At 59.1% G+C, this 14,134-nt stretch carries 12 protein-coding genes; 10 read left to right on the top strand and 2 right to left on the bottom strand.

The genetic code is table 11. From position 1 onward, the window contains the following. Positions 1 to 77 precede the first annotated feature (77 nt). On the top strand, positions 78 to 1,745 hold the full coding sequence (locus tag PIB16_RS10610; protein WP_271045615.1) for a heparinase II/III family protein: 1,668 nt from the start codon (positions 78 to 80) through the stop codon (positions 1,743 to 1,745). A 152-nt stretch (positions 1,746 to 1,897) separates the two neighbouring features. Beyond that, the gene (gene purH / locus PIB16_RS10605; RefSeq protein WP_078052276.1) at positions 1,898 to 3,514 is read left to right on the top strand and encodes a bifunctional phosphoribosylaminoimidazolecarboxamide formyltransferase/IMP cyclohydrolase; all 1,617 of its coding nucleotides are present in this window, start codon (positions 1,898 to 1,900) and stop codon (positions 3,512 to 3,514) included. An 83-nt stretch (positions 3,515 to 3,597) separates the two neighbouring features. On the opposite strand, the gene PIB16_RS10600 is transcribed toward purH, so the two are convergent. Beyond that, positions 3,598 to 5,130 carry a UxaA family hydrolase gene (locus tag PIB16_RS10600; protein WP_271045590.1) on the bottom strand — a complete coding sequence of 511 codons (1,533 nt, stop codon included), beginning with the start codon at positions 5,128 to 5,130 and terminating at the stop codon, positions 3,598 to 3,600. 42 nt (positions 5,131 to 5,172) lie between these two features. Next, the gene (locus PIB16_RS10595; RefSeq protein WP_174039755.1) at positions 5,173 to 5,865 is read right to left on the bottom strand and encodes a FadR/GntR family transcriptional regulator; all 693 of its coding nucleotides are present in this window, start codon (positions 5,863 to 5,865) and stop codon (positions 5,173 to 5,175) included. A gap of 254 nt (positions 5,866 to 6,119) precedes the next feature. On the opposite strand from PIB16_RS10595, the gene PIB16_RS10590 reads away from it, so the two are divergent. From PIB16_RS10590 to PIB16_RS10555, 8 genes are all read left to right on the top strand, one after another. Then, on the top strand, positions 6,120 to 7,685 hold the full coding sequence (locus PIB16_RS10590; protein WP_271045589.1) for a sugar ABC transporter ATP-binding protein: 1,566 nt from the start codon (positions 6,120 to 6,122) through the stop codon (positions 7,683 to 7,685). A gap of 8 nt (positions 7,686 to 7,693) precedes the next feature. After that, positions 7,694 to 8,716, top strand: a complete 1,023-nt coding sequence (locus PIB16_RS10585) for an ABC transporter permease (protein WP_065656837.1) — start codon at positions 7,694 to 7,696, stop codon at positions 8,714 to 8,716. A gap of 76 nt (positions 8,717 to 8,792) precedes the next feature. Then, complete coding sequence (locus tag PIB16_RS10580) at positions 8,793 to 9,734, top strand: ABC transporter substrate-binding protein (protein ID WP_271045588.1); 942 nt, start codon at positions 8,793 to 8,795, stop codon at positions 9,732 to 9,734. A 65-nt stretch (positions 9,735 to 9,799) separates the two neighbouring features. Then, positions 9,800 to 10,813, top strand: a complete 1,014-nt coding sequence (locus tag PIB16_RS10575; protein WP_125146792.1) for an aldo/keto reductase — start codon at positions 9,800 to 9,802, stop codon at positions 10,811 to 10,813. 4 nt (positions 10,814 to 10,817) lie between these two features. Further along, a complete protein-coding gene (locus tag PIB16_RS10570) occupies positions 10,818 to 11,639 on the top strand; it encodes an amidohydrolase family protein (RefSeq protein WP_174039754.1) in 822 nt (273 codons plus the stop codon). Positions 11,640 to 11,642: 3 nt separating this feature from the next. Beyond that, entirely contained in the window at positions 11,643 to 12,653 is a 1,011-nt protein-coding gene (locus tag PIB16_RS10565) for a zinc-binding alcohol dehydrogenase family protein (protein ID WP_220317773.1), read from the top strand. Then, positions 12,650 to 13,783 carry a mannitol dehydrogenase family protein gene (locus PIB16_RS10560; RefSeq protein WP_271045587.1) on the top strand — a complete coding sequence of 378 codons (1,134 nt, stop codon included), beginning with the start codon at positions 12,650 to 12,652 and terminating at the stop codon, positions 13,781 to 13,783. The genes PIB16_RS10565 and PIB16_RS10560 overlap by 4 nt, the downstream gene beginning before the upstream one ends. Before the next feature lie 11 nt (positions 13,784 to 13,794). Then, positions 13,795 to 14,124 (top strand): L-rhamnose mutarotase, encoded by a 330-nt coding sequence (locus PIB16_RS10555; protein ID WP_065656842.1) that lies wholly within the window; start codon positions 13,795 to 13,797, stop codon positions 14,122 to 14,124. Positions 14,125 to 14,134 lie beyond the last annotated feature (10 nt).

Below are 14,134 nucleotides of genomic sequence, written 5' to 3'. Positions count from 1 at the left end.
CGGTCGTCGCGGTTCACTGATAAAAACAAAACATGTGAAACGGGAAACACAGCTTGTTAGGGTCCTTTGCAGGCAGCATGAATGCCGCCGGTCTTCTGTCGCGGATGGCGTATCGTCATCTGTGTGTCGGCCTCACCCCTTTGCGCCTGCATATGTCGCGATTTGCCACCCGTGCACCAGACGGTCTGGTGGCGGCGCCGACCGATCTCAGAGCCATCGATCCCTATTTCGCCGAGGAACTGTTGCGGGGCCGCATCGCGCTGGCCGGGCGTGTCGTCGAAACCGGAGGAGCTTCGCCATTTCAGGTGGAATATCCATCGGCGGTCTTTGAAGAACGGCTGCATGCATTCAGTTGGCTACGGCATATTCGCTCTGATAAATCGAGCGAGGCCTGCAAACGGGCGCGTCGTATTGTTGCGGAATGGATGGCGCTTCATGGCAAACGGCTTGCAGGCACTGCCTGGTCGCCGGAAATCGCCGCACAAAGGCTGATTGCCTGGCTTTCGCACTCTCCCGTGGTTTTATACGAGGCCGATGCCGGTTTTTATCGCCGGTTCCTGAAAAGCCTCGCCTTTCATGTGCGTTATCTCGAAAGAATCGTCCGACATGCGCCGGATGGCGAAGCGCGGCTGAGGATCAGGATTGCCTTGGCCATGGCTTCCATCGCCATGCCAACGCGCCTTTCGCGGATCACGCGGAATGGAATGAAGCTGGCTCAGGAAATGGAACGCCAGATTCTGCCCGATGGCGGGCATGTTTCCCGCAATCCACGCGTCATGCTGGACCTGCTGCTCGATCTCCTGCCGCTTCGGCAAAGTTATATCAATCTGGGCCATGATCTGCCCTCCGGCCTGGTGCCGGCGATAGACCGCATGTTCCCGGCGATCCGGTTCTTCCGGCATCAGGGCGGCGATCTGGCGCTGTTCAACGGCGCTACGGCGACGCTCGCCAATGAGCTTGTTTCCGTGCTGCGCTATGATGAAACGGCCGGCCGGCCCTCCAAGGTTCTGCCGGACGTGAACTACCACCGGCTTGCGACGGACGATACGGTCATCATCGTGGATACGGGCTATCCCGGCTCGGCGGAGCTTTCACGCAATGCCCATTCGGGTTGCCTGTCTTTCGAAATGTCCTGCGGCAAGAACCGCTTCATCGTTAATTCCGGCTTTCCACGCAACGCCGCGCCGGAATATCAGCGGGCCAGCCGTTCCACGGCGGCGCATTCCACCGTCACGCTTGCGGATACATCATCGTGCAGACTGTCGCGCTCGCGGTTGCTTGGTCCGATCATGGTGTCAGGCGTCAGCCACGTCGACAGCCGGCGTGGAACGGATGCAAACGGCAATGACGTTCTCTGGGCGTCTCATGACGGCTATTTGCAGAATTTCGGCTGCCACCATGAGCGGGAAATAGAGTTGAATGCGGCCGGCACCAAGATAAAGGGTCGGGATCTGCTTCGGGCCGATGCGAGTGCGGTAAAAACGCAATTGCAGTCAGTCACAGCGGTTTCACGTTTCCATATTCATCCCCACATTCAGATACATCAACGGGATGAGGAGTCTGCCTATCTGGAGGCAGCGGATGGAACCGTCTGGCTGTTTTCCGCGCAGGGGCTGGAGCTTTTCGTCACCGAGGATGTCTTCATGGCCGATGCATCCGGTATGCGCCCGTCGCAGCAGATCGAGCTCCCCTTCAATCTCGCAAATACGCGGGAAATCCGCTGGCTCATCGAACGCCAGGCCTAGACAATTTCCGGCGGTGCCGGTCAAAAACCACCATAGTTTTCTCCGTTCGGCATCCCCGCTGTTTATTAATCCGGTAAGCTGTGTTAACGCGGCGGCAATTGCTGGATCAATCCCATTCCAGCCTGTCCTCCCCGTTAAACGGAGTATGCCTGATGGCCGTCGTGTCCAAAAAAATCCCCGCCCCCGATAAGGTCAAAATCCGCACGGCGCTTCTTTCCGTGTCCGACAAGACTGACATTATCGAGCTGGCGACGGTTCTGTCGAAGCTTGGCGTCAAACTTCTGTCGACCGGTGGAACGGCGAAGGCCATTGCCGAAGCAGGCTTGCCGGTGACGGATGTCTCCGACGTAACGAATTTTCCCGAGATCATGGACGGTCGCGTCAAGACGCTGCATCCCAATGTCCATGGCGGGCTTCTGGCCATCCGGGACGATGCAGAGCATGTCGAGGCGATGAAGGCGCACGGCATCGAGGCAATCGATCTCTCGGTCATCAATCTCTATCCCTTCGAGGAAGTTCGCGCCAAGGGCGGCGATTATCCGACGACGGTGGAGAACATCGATATTGGCGGCCCGGCGATGATCCGCGCTTCCGCCAAGAACCATGCCTATGTCACGGTGGTTACCGATCCGTCTGACTATCCCGATCTGGTTGAAGCCCTGCAGGCCGATGACGGCCAGACATCCTATGCGCTGCGCCAGCGTTTTGCCGCCAAGGCCTATGCCCGCACCGCCGCCTATGATGCGGTGATTTCCAACTGGTTTGCCGAGGCGCTTGCGATCGAAACACCGGATTACCGCGCCATCGGCGGCGCGCTGAAGGAAAAGATGCGGTATGGCGAAAACCCGCATCAGAGCGCTGGTTTTTACCTCACCGGCGAAAAGCGTCCGGGCGTTGCAACGGCCACGCTTCTTCAGGGCAAGCAGCTTTCCTATAACAACATCAATGACACCGATGCAGCTTACGAGCTCGTGGCGGAATTCCTGCCGGAAAATGCGCCGGCAGTCGCCATCATCAAGCACGCCAATCCCTGCGGCGTGGCGACGGGTCCGACACTTGCCGAAGCTTACCGGCGGGCGCTGGCATGCGATTCCGTGTCGGCCTTTGGCGGCGTCATCGCCCTGAACCGCACGCTCGATGCGGAAACGGCGGAAGAAATCGTCAAACTCTTCACTGAAGTCATCATCGCGCCTGATGTTACCGAAGAAGCGAAGTCCATCATTGCCCGCAAGCCGAACCTGCGCCTTCTGGCCGCTGGCGGCCTGCCTGATCCCCGCGCGGCGGGCATTACCGCGAAGACCGTCTCGGGCGGCCTGTTGGTGCAGAGCCGCGACAATGGCATGGTCGAGGATCTCGACCTCAAGGTCGTCACCAAGCGTGCGCCGACGCCGCAGGAACTTGAAGATATGAAATTTGCCTTCAAGATCGCAAAGCATGTGAAGTCCAATGCCGTCATTTACGCCAAGGACGGGCAGACGGCTGGCATCGGCGCGGGCCAGATGAGCCGTGTGGATTCGGCCCGTATCGCTGCCCAGAAGGCGGAAGATGCCGCCAAGGCTCTTGGCCTTGCCGAACCGTTGACGCGCGGCTCCGCCGTCGCTTCGGAAGCATTTTATCCCTTTGCCGACGGTTTGCTCGCCGCGATTGCCGCAGGTGCCACCGCCGTCATCCAGCCGGGCGGCTCCATGCGCGATCAGGAAGTGATTGACGCCGCGAATGAGCATAATGTGGCGATGGTCTTTACCGGCATGCGCCACTTCCGCCACTAAACGCGGAAACAACCTGAAATAACAAAGGCCCGGAAATCACTTTCCGGGCCTTTTGTTTCACGTGGGACAGTTTTAATTTTCGGTCAGGTCACTGCGCCGACCTGCCACGGTACAAATTCATTGTCGCCGTAGTCGTAGATCTCGCTGACGGTCTTTTCGCCGGAGGCCACCGCCAGAATATGCTCGAAAATTCGTTTGCCGGATTCTTCGATGGTTTCAGCGCCGGTGACGATCTCACCGCAATTGATATCCATGTCTTCCTTCATGTGTTCATACATTTCGGAATTGGTGGCGATCTTGATGCAGGGTGACGGCTTGAAGCCCGAAACGGAGCCGCGGCCAGTGGTGAAACAGATGACGTTGCAGCCGCCGGCGACCTGGCCGGTGACGGCAACAGGGTCGTAACCGGGCGTATCCATGAAGACGAAACCCTGCTCCGTTACGGTTTCGGCGAATTCATAAACCGCCTTCAGCGGCATGGAGCCGCCCTTGGCGACCGCGCCCAGGGATTTTTCCAGAATGGTGGTGAGGCCGCCAAGCTTGTTACCGTGGGAGGGATTGTTGTTGAGTTCGTCGCCATTGCGGGCGGTATAATCACGCCACCAGTCGATACGCTGTAGCAGCTTTTCGGCGACGGCAGGTGTGACGGCGCGCTTTGTCAGGAGGTGTTCAGCGCCGTAAATTTCCGGCGTCTCGGAGAGGACCGTGGTTCCACCGTTGCGGACGATGAGGTCAGAGGCATAACCCAGAGCCGGGTTGGCCGAAATACCGGAATAACCATCCGAGCCGCCGCATTCCAGTGCCACCTTCAGCTTGGAAAGCGGTTGCTCCGTACGGCGGGCGACATTGACCATCGGCAGCATGGCCTTGATCTCGGCAATCGCCGCATCGATTGTCTTGCGGGTGCCGCCATGCTGCTGGATCGTCATGGTGCGCAGCCGCTCACCCTCTTCCATCTTGTAATGTTCGAGAATGGGCGCGATTTGGTTGGTTTCGCAACCGAGGCCGATCAGCAGAATTCCGCCGAAATTCGGGTGGCGGGCATAGCCCTGAATAGTGCGGATCAGCAGGCGGTAACCTTCCGATTTCGTATTCAGCGCACAGCCGCCGCCATGGGTCAGCGCCACGACGCCATCGACATTGTCGAAACCATCAAGGCCGCCCTGTTTGTTAAAATAATCCGCGATGTAACGCGACACCGTGGCGGAACAGTTCACCGAAGCGATGACGCCGATATAGTTTCTCGTTCCGACGCCACCGAGGCCGCGGTCATAACCCTTGAACGTTCGGCGTTCGGCTTCCGGCACCATGCCCTTTTCTTCGATATCGACGCTGAACTGATGCGCGTGTTCGGAAGGCACCATGGCGAGATTGTGCAGGTGCACGTGCCGGCCGGGCTCGATATCCTGGGTGGCGATACCGATGACCTGTCCGTATTTCAGCACCTCATCGCCCGATTTGATGAATTTGAGGGCCACCTTGTGCCCGCGCCCGATCAGCTCGAGCGCCGCCAGATCGCCCCTGCCCGTCGCGCCGCCGGCCGGAATGGACCGACGTGCCACCGCAACATTGTCGTTGGCGTTCAGCAAAATGGTTGCCTCGGAATTCTCACTCACGGGTTTTCCTCCTCCCGGTATATTGCCTGCTATGTTTCCAGATCAGTTTTCGACCCAGCGTCTCTTCGAACCTTCCAGATGGGTATGCATGGCGGCCTGCGCCAGCAGCGGATCTTTCAGTTCAAGCGCCGCCAGAATGGCCTCGTGTTCCTGAAGCGCATGGGTCCAGGTATCGCGGTCTTCGAATTTCACGCGAAGCTGGGCCGAAATGGGGCTGTGGCGCTCATCGAAGAGGTTGGCCACCATTCGGGCCAAAACGCTGTTACCGGATTGCTCGGCGATGGTGACGTGAAACAGCCGATCCTGATCCAGAGGCTTGCGACCGGCCTCGATTTCCCGCTGCATGGTATTGAGTATTTGCCGGAGGGCCGCGATTGTCTCATCGGTCATCCGGCTTGCCGCCAGCACGATGGTGGCACCCTCCAGCGCAGCGCGCGCCTGCATCAGTTCGGAGGGGCTGTCACCGAGCGATTTGGTATGGTGGGTCGTCTGCAACGCTTCCGCCGACACATAAACCCCGGAACCCATGCGAATTTCGACGGTGTTGTCGATTTCAAGCGCAATCAGCGCCTCGCGCAAGGAAGGCCTCGATACGCCGAGCTTCTGTGCAAGTTCGCGTTCGGCGGGAAGCCGCGTGCCGGGCAGGAATTCACCCATATCGATGAGTTCGCGTATCTGGTCCGCAATCTGCTGATAAAGCCTGCGCGGTTCCGCTATTTTGGCCTGACCACTCATGTGTTTTTCGACGAGTCCTGTCTGCAATCCGTATTTGGCCTTACCGTAACGCCAAGCGTTTCAATACGCAAGGAATTACTTAAGCATATGAAATAACTCATTTATTATTGGTTATTGTTTCATGTGTCGCTTCCGCTTTGGATATGGCTTCGCAAATTTTGGACTAATTGGCTTGACCATTCTAAAAAACCGGCCTAACCATTTGGCCTGTTCATGGCCCCGGTGGAGCGGGGATACGGGTGGGAGGTTTCCAGATGTCGCAGGGCGCATCGACAATTCGAGGCGATTTTTCGCCTGAACAGATGGCGCATGGACAGCGCGTGGTGCTCCTGCGCCTCGATAACATCAGCAAGGAATTTCCCGGCGTCAAAGCACTGTCGAACGTGCATTTCGATCTGCGCGCCGGCGAGGTGCATGCCGTCTGCGGTGAGAATGGTGCGGGAAAATCGACGCTGATGAAGATCGTCAGCGGCGTCTATCAGCCGAGCGACGGCACCATCCTTCATAAAGGTGTAAAGGTGCAATATGCATCGCCGCTGGAGTCCGAAGCTGCGGGCATCGCCATCATTCATCAGGAACTCAACCTCGTTCCGCATCTTTCCGTTGCCGAAAACATCTATCTTGCGCGCGAACCGCGTCGCGGTTTCCTCGTCGACCGCAAGAAGCTGCGCCTCGATGCCAAGCGCTGTCTCGACCGGCTGGGTGTCGATATCGACCCCGACCAGATCGTCCGCGGTCTCTCGGTCGCCCAGTGTCAGATGGTGGAAATCGCCAAGGCGCTTTCTCTTGACGCTGAAGTGCTCATCATGGATGAGCCGACCTCCTCGCTGACCGAGCAGGAGACGCGGCTCCTGTTCAAGGTCATCCGCGATCTCAAGGCATCCGGTGTCGGGATCGTTTATATTTCCCATCGTCTCGATGAAATGGCCGAAATCGTCGACCGTGTGACGGTTCTGCGCGACGGACGTTATATTTCGACCGACGATTTCGCTTCGATCACCGTTGACGACATCGTCACGCGCATGGTCGGGCGTTCGCTGGAAGACAAATTCCCCGAGCGTACATCGCGCCCCACGGAAGATGTTATTTTTTCCGTCGAGGGCCTGACGCGCAGCGGCGTGTTCCACGACGTCGGTTTTTCGCTGCGACGTGGTGAAATCCTCGGTTTTGCCGGGCTGATGGGCGCCGGCCGCACCGAAGTCGCCCGGGCCATCTTCGGCGCAGATTCGCTTGATGCGGGCAGGATCGTTTTCAACGGGCGGGAGCTTTCGATCAGCTCGCCGCAGGACGCCATCGAAGAAGGCATCGCCTATCTCTCGGAAGACCGCAAAAGCGATGGCCTCGCCATCAAGATGTCGGTGGCGGCCAATACGACGCTTGCCAATCTCGGCGAGGTTTCCAACCGTTTCGGCCTGATCGATTTCAAGAAACATGACGATGTGGCAAAGCGCTACGTCGATCTCCTGAATATCCGTACTCCCTCGATCGGGCAGACGGTGCGGCTGCTTTCCGGCGGCAATCAGCAGAAAATCATCATCGGCAAATGGTTGTTCCGGCAATCTCGCGTGCTGTTCTTCGACGAGCCGACACGCGGCATCGATGTCGGCGCGAAATTCGCGATCTACAAGATCATGGACGAGCTCGCCGCGCAGGGCATCGGCGTCATTCTCATCAGTTCGGAACTGCCGGAAATTCTGGGACTGACGGATCGTATCGCCGTTTTCCACCAGGGCCGGATTACGGGCGTGCTCGAAACCGCCAAGACCAATCAGGAAGAAATCATGCGGTATGCGTCCGGTTACGGCCGGACCGCGCAGTGAGGAACGACATGGCCAATATTGCAGAACCCAAGAAGAGCTTCGCAGTCAGCGACCGCCAGAAGGATATTATCCAGAAGTTTGCCGCACTTGGCAGCCTCTTTGCGCTTGTCGCGGTCTTTTCCGCCACCAGCAGCGCCTTCTTCACCGTCAATAACGGCATGACGATTGCGTTGCAGGTCACGTCCATCGCCCTGCTCGGCATCGGGGCTACCTGTGTCATCATCACCGGCGGCATCGATCTTTCCGTCGGTTCGGTGCTTGCGCTTGCCGGTGTCGTCGCCGCCCTTGCGGTGAAGGAACTCGGCATGCCGGTGCCGGTCGGCATGTTGCTCGGCATTCTGACGGGGTCACTCTGCGGTCTCATCAACGGTCTTCTGGTCACCCGTTTCAAGCTGCCGCCCTTCATCGCCACGCTCGGTATGATGTTGATCGCCCGCGGTGTGGCCCTACAGATCACCGGTGCGCGCGCCGTCTCCGGCCTCGGCGAATCTTTCGGCGAACTCGGCAATGGCGCCCTCTTCCGCATCGTCACTATCGGTGACGACGGCTTTCCGAATGTGGTGTTTCCCGGCATCCCCTACCCCGTCATCCTGATGGTGGTGATTGCGCTTGCCGTTTCCTTCATGCTCAACCGCTCGATCCTCGGCCGTCACATTTACGCTGTCGGTTCCAACGCCGAAGCCGCGCGCCTTTCCGGCGTCAATGTCGCCCGCGTCACAAATTTCACCTACATCCTGTCCGGCACGCTCGCCGGGCTGACGGGCTGCGTGCTGATGTCTCGCCTCGTCACCGCCCAGCCGAACGAGGGTGTTATGTATGAGCTGGACGCCATTGCCAGCGCCGTTATCGGCGGCACATCGCTGATCGGCGGCGTGGGAACGATTTCCGGTACGGCCATCGGCGCTTTCGTCATCGGCATCCTGCGCAACGGTCTCAACATGAATGGCGTCTCCGCCTTCACACAACAGATCATCATCGGCCTCGTCATTCTGGTCACCGTCTGGATCGACCAGTTGCGCAACCGCCGCTGATCAAGGGCCTGCGGACCCTTTCCGCAAAAAAGATCGGCAAGGGGAGGCCCGGTATGCCGACATCACGGAGGAAGAAATGAAGAAAATTGCGACTGCCCTTCTGACATCCGCAATTGCGCTGTGGAGCGTTTCCACCGTGCAGGCCGGTGAAATCGCCGTCATCGTCAAAACCGTCAACTCCACCTTCTGGCAGAACGTCCAGAAGGGCGCTGATGCGGCGATGAGGAACTCTTCCGGCAATACCATGACCTTCCAGGGGCCGGCTGCCGAGTCCGCCATTGCCGACCAGGTCAACATGGTCGAAAACGCCATCAACCGTAAGGTCGCGGGCATTGTTCTGGCACCTTCCGATCCGGACGCGCTGGTGCCTGCCGTCAAGAAGGCCTGGGAAGCCCGTATTCCGGTGGTTCTGATCGACTCGCAGCTCGCAAAGGGCTCGGAGCAATATTACCAGTCGTTTCTGGCGACCGATAACAAGAAAGCCGGTGAACTGGCAGCGCAGGCGCTGATCGACAAGGTGGGCAAGGAAGGCAAGATCGCCGTCATGTCCTATGTCGCCGGTGCCGGTTCTGAAATCGGCCGTGTCGGCGGTTTCACCGATTACATCCAGATGAACTCCAACCTGAAGATCGTCGGCCCATTCTATTCGCAGTCGCAGATGGCGACCGCGCTGAACCAGACGACCGACGTTCTGGCCGCCAATTCCGACCTCAAGGGCATTTTCGGCGCCAATGAGCCGACGGCAATCGGCGTCGGTCGCGCGCTCGCCCAGAGCGGTAAGGCCGGCAAGGTTGTCGCCATCGGCTTCGACGGCAATCAGGACCTTCAGGGCTTCGTCAAGGATGGCACGCTGGCCGGTATCGTGGTTCAGGGTTCCTATCAGATGGGTGAAAAGGGCGTAGAGACCATTTCCAAGCTCATCGGCAAGGAAAAGGTCGAAAAGTTCGTCGACACCGGCGTCGTTGTTGTCACCAAAGACAATATCGAAAAGCCGGAAGCCAAGAACGTTCTTTATTGATTGCGTGATGACGCGCCGCTTTGCGGCGGCGCGTCTTTCCAAAGACAAGCTGGAAAGTCCCTGCGATGAAAGTCTCCGATACACGTAAATTGCCGCGCCGCGCCGTCGACGTCACCGTCATGGGCCTCGGTTGCGCCCAGATGGGCAATCTCTACCGCGTCACGCCCTATGAAGAGTCCAAGGGTGCGTTCGACAAGGCATGGGAAAGCGGCATGCGTTATTTCGATACCGCGCCGTTTTATGGCTATACGCGGTCGGAGCGTCGCCTCGGCACTATGGTGACGGAGCATGACCGGAACGAATATACGCTCAGCACCAAGGTCGGCCGTGTGATGGTACCTGACGAGACCGTCGGTCCGGAGGAGGATGCCTATATAGCGCCCCTGCCGTTCCGCCCGGTCTATGATTATTCCTATGACGGTATCCTGCGTTCCTTCGAGGCAAGCCAGCAACGGCTCGGTGTTCTGAAGCCGGATATTCTTTATGTGCATGATATCGGCTCCTTCACCCATGGCGAAAAGCACCAGCATTACTGGGAGCAGCTGACCACCGGCGGTGGCTTCCGCGCGCTTGGCAAGCTGCGCGAGGAAGGATCGACGGGGGCCGTCGGCCTCGGCGTCAATGAGTGGGAAATCGTCAGCGACGCCATGGATGTCTTCGATATCGACGTCGCCATGCTCGCCGGCCGCTATACGCTGCTGGAGCAGCAGAGCCTTGCGTTCATGAACCGTTGCGCCGAAAGCGGTGTCGCCATCGTTGTCGCCGGTGCATTCAATTCCGGCATTCTGGCCGGCAACCGCAAATTCAATTATGCCGACGCGCCTGCCGATATTCTCACGCGTGTCGATGCGTTGCAGGGTGTTTGCGAGGAACTCGGCGTATCGCTGCAGGCGGCCGCGCTGCAATTTCCGCTTGCCCATCCGGCGTCGGTCACGGTCGTTTCGGGTGCGCGCAATGCGCAGCAGCTCGCCTCCAATATCGAGTGGTTCGAGCAGTCTATCCCGGATGAATTCTGGTCCGAACTGCACAGGCGCGGCCTGATTGCTGAAGGCGCGCCGGTGCCCGGCGGGAAGGCCTGAGGCAATGCTCATCGATGCCCACCAGCATTTCTGGCTGATGAAAGATCGCGCCGGGCAATGGCCGCCGCCGTCGCTCGCCGCCATCTACCGGGATTTTCTCCCCGCCGACCTGTCGCCTTTGCTGGCCGCTGCCGGCGTTTCCGGCACCGTGCTGGTCCAGACGATGGAGACGGCGGCTGACACGGATTTCATGCTGGAACTGGCGGAAAAGACCGATTTCATCAAGGGTGTGGTCGGCTGGGTGGACATGAAATCCGCCGATGCAGCGAGTGAAATCGCCCGTCGGGCAAAACATCCGGCGTTCAAGGGTGTCCGCCCGATGTTGCAGGGCATGGAGGATGTCGCCTGGATCGATGATCCGGCACTCGATCCCGCCGTGGCGGCGCTGGTAAAACATGGTCTGACGTTCGATGCGCTGGTCCTGCCGCCCAATCTGCCGCATCTTCTCGCCTTTGCCCGCCGCCATCCGCAATTGCCTGTCGTCATCGACCATGGCGCGAAGCCCCTGATTGCTACCGGTCACTACAGCAACTGGCGCAAGGATATGGCCGCTCTGGCGGCTCTCCCGAATGTCCATTGCAAACTCTCCGGTCTGTTGACCGAGCGCGGTGAGCAGCGGCCGGAAGCGGTACGGCCTTATGCCGAGACCATTCTGGAACTCTTTGGCGGCAACCGCGTGATTTTTGGCAGCGACTGGCCGGTGTTGCGGCTGGCGGGCGATTATCAGGCATGGCTTGATTTCTGCCACGATATCGTGCCGGCAGAAGACCATGCAGCAGTTTTCGGCGGTAACGCCATTCGTTTTTATTCCCTTTCCCACAGGTGATGCATGCTGGCGATTTTCTGCGAAACCCCAGGTCAACTCGTCTCCAAGGAACTGCCGAAACCAGTCCGTGGCGAAGGTGAAGTGTTGGTGCGTATTCGCCGCATCGGGGTTTGCGGCACGGACCTGCACATCTTCACCGGCAACCAGCCTTATCTTTCCTATCCACGCATCATGGGCCATGAGCTTTCCGGCACGGTGGAAGAAGCGCCGCAAGGCAGCCATCTGTCCGCCGGCGATGTGGTCACCGTCATTCCCTATATCTCTTGCGGCAAATGCAGCGCCTGCCTGAAGGGCAAGAGCAATTGCTGCCGCAATATCGGTGTGCTGGGCGTTCATCGCGATGGCGGCATGGTCGAATATCTGAGCGTGCCGCAACAATTCGTGCTGAAGGCAGAGGGGTTGAGTCTCGATCAGGCGGCGATGACCGAATTTCTGGCTATCGGTGCGCATGCGGTGCGCCGTGGCGCAGTCGAGAAGGGGCAGAAGGTTCTGATCGTCGGCGCCGGCCCGATTGGCATGGCGGTTGCGGTTTTTGCGGTTCTTGATGGCGGCGAAGTAACGATGATCGACGGACGCACCGACCGGCTGGAGTTCTGTAAGGAGCATCTCGGCGTCGCCCATACGGTGGCGCTCGGCGAGGGCGACAGGGATCGCCTTTCCGACATCACCGGCGGCGATTTTTTCGATGCGGTCTTCGATGCGACCGGCAATCCGAAAGCCATGGAGCGCGGCTTTTCCTTTGTCGGCCATGGCGGTTCCTATGTGCTGGTCTCTATCGTTGCCAGCGATATCAGCTTCAACGATCCGGAGTTCCACAAGCGGGAGACGACGCTGCTCGGCAGCCGCAATGCCACGCCTCAGGATTTCGAACGCGTCCTGCAGGCGTTGCGCGAAGGCAAGGTACCGGAAGCGCTGATCACCCATCGCATGACGCTTGCCGATGTGCCCTCCAGATTCGCTGGTCTGACCGATCCGAAGGCCGGAGTTATCAAGGGCATGGTGGAGGTCGCATGACGCCCGATACGCCCATCCTGCAATTCGGCACCAGCCGCTTTCTTCTGGCGCATGCGGATCTCTTTGTTTCGCAGGCGCTGGAAAAGGGCGAGGCTATCGGGCGCATCGCGATTGTCCAGACGACCGGCAATGCGGAGAGCCTGAAGCGTGTTGCGGCGCTGAACAGCGGCGTCCCCTACCCCGTGCGCATTCGCGGCATCCGCGAGGGGCAGGAAGTGGACGAGGAAATTCAGGGCGGAGCTGTCGCGCGGGCGCTGACGGCTGCGACCGACTGGGCGGATGTGCGCCGACTTGCCTGCGAGGCCGCGGTCATTCTGTCCAATACGGGCGATCGCGGTTATGAGCTGGATTCGGCGGATAACGCCGGGCTTGCTGGCGATTTCACGGTTGTACCGAAAAGCTTTCCGGCGAAACTCTGCATGTTGCTGCTGGAGCGTTTTCAGCGCAATCCGGAAGCACCTGTCTCCATCTTCCCCTGCGAACTCGTGCCGCGCAATGGCGAAAGGCTGAAACAGGTCATTCGCCGGCTTGCCGATGAGTGGCAATTGCCGGCTGGTTTTGCCTTTTATCTGAATGAGAAGTGCCGTTTCGCCAATAGTCTGGTGGATCGCATCGTCTCCGAGCCTATCGACCCGGTGGGTGCCGTGGCGGAACCCTATGCGCTATGGGCTATAGAGAAGCAGGACGGGCTTGTCCTTCCCTGCACGCACCCTGCCGTGGTGCTGACGGACGATCTCGATCACTATGAAAAGCTGAAGCTTTTCCTGCTCAATCTCGGCCACTCCTATCTGGCGGAACGCTGGTTGCAGGATGCGCGTGCGAAGGACGAGACGGTGCGTCAGGCAATGGCCGACGATGCTCTCGTTACGGATCTTGAGACGCTTTGGCGGGACGAGGTTCTGCCGGTTTTTGCTGCTGAAGGCATGGGGGATGATGCGCAGGCCTATATTGGCGTGCTGCGGGAGCGTTTGCGCAATCCCTTTCTCGCCCATCGGCTCTCCGATATCGCCGGCAACCACGATGAAAAGAAACGCCGCCGCTTCGCCCCGATCATTGCCGCAGCGGAACGGCTGGGATTGAGCCTGCCACAGTCGAAGCTGCGCGCTGCGCTCGCCACCATCAAGCAATAACGGAGTTTTTCATGCAGCGCATGGGCATGGTCATAGGCGTCAAACCGGAGATGATCGCGGAGTATAAAAGGCTGCATGCGGCTGTGTGGCCTGAAGTTCTGGCGCTTATCAGCGACTGCAATATACACAACTACACGATCTTCCTGCGCGAGCCGGAAAATCTGCTCTTCGGCTACTGGGAATATCACGGCAGCGATATCAGCGCCGACATGGCGAAGATGGCCGCAAGCCCCAAGAACCAGGAATGGTGGTCCTTCACCATTCCCTGCCAGCAACCGCTCGAAAGCCGGAAGGAAGGCGAGTGGTGGGCGATGATGGAAGAAACCTTCCACCACGATTGAACGATTTCCT

Source organism: Agrobacterium sp. ST15.13.015 (assembly GCF_027871645.1).
In the GTDB taxonomy this organism is placed as follows: Bacteria; Pseudomonadota; Alphaproteobacteria; order Rhizobiales; family Rhizobiaceae; genus Agrobacterium; species Agrobacterium leguminum.
The sequence above is the reverse complement of the archived record's forward strand: the minus strand, read 5'-3'. Positions and strand labels throughout refer to the sequence as shown.

Bases quoted from the DNA above. Each gene is read 5' to 3' on its own strand.
- PIB16_RS10555 (WP_065656842.1), top strand. From the start codon at position 13,795: ATGCAGCGCATGGGCATGGTCATAGGCGTCAAACCGGAGATGATCGCG.
- PIB16_RS10585 (WP_065656837.1), top strand. From the start codon at position 7,694: ATGGCCAATATTGCAGAACCCAAGAAGAGCTTCGCAGTCAGCGACCGC.
- PIB16_RS10560 (WP_271045587.1), top strand. From the start codon at position 12,650: ATGACGCCCGATACGCCCATCCTGCAATTCGGCACCAGCCGCTTTCTT.
- PIB16_RS10570 (WP_174039754.1), top strand. From the start codon at position 10,818: ATGCTCATCGATGCCCACCAGCATTTCTGGCTGATGAAAGATCGCGCC.
- PIB16_RS10575 (WP_125146792.1), top strand. From the start codon at position 9,800: ATGAAAGTCTCCGATACACGTAAATTGCCGCGCCGCGCCGTCGACGTC.
- purH (WP_078052276.1), top strand. From the start codon at position 1,898: ATGGCCGTCGTGTCCAAAAAAATCCCCGCCCCCGATAAGGTCAAAATC.
- PIB16_RS10580 (WP_271045588.1), top strand. From the start codon at position 8,793: ATGAAGAAAATTGCGACTGCCCTTCTGACATCCGCAATTGCGCTGTGG.
- PIB16_RS10595 (WP_174039755.1), bottom strand. From the start codon at position 5,865: ATGAGTGGTCAGGCCAAAATAGCGGAACCGCGCAGGCTTTATCAGCAG.
- PIB16_RS10610 (WP_271045615.1), top strand. From the start codon at position 78: ATGAATGCCGCCGGTCTTCTGTCGCGGATGGCGTATCGTCATCTGTGT.
- PIB16_RS10565 (WP_220317773.1), top strand. From the start codon at position 11,643: ATGCTGGCGATTTTCTGCGAAACCCCAGGTCAACTCGTCTCCAAGGAA.
- PIB16_RS10590 (WP_271045589.1), top strand. From the start codon at position 6,120: ATGTCGCAGGGCGCATCGACAATTCGAGGCGATTTTTCGCCTGAACAG.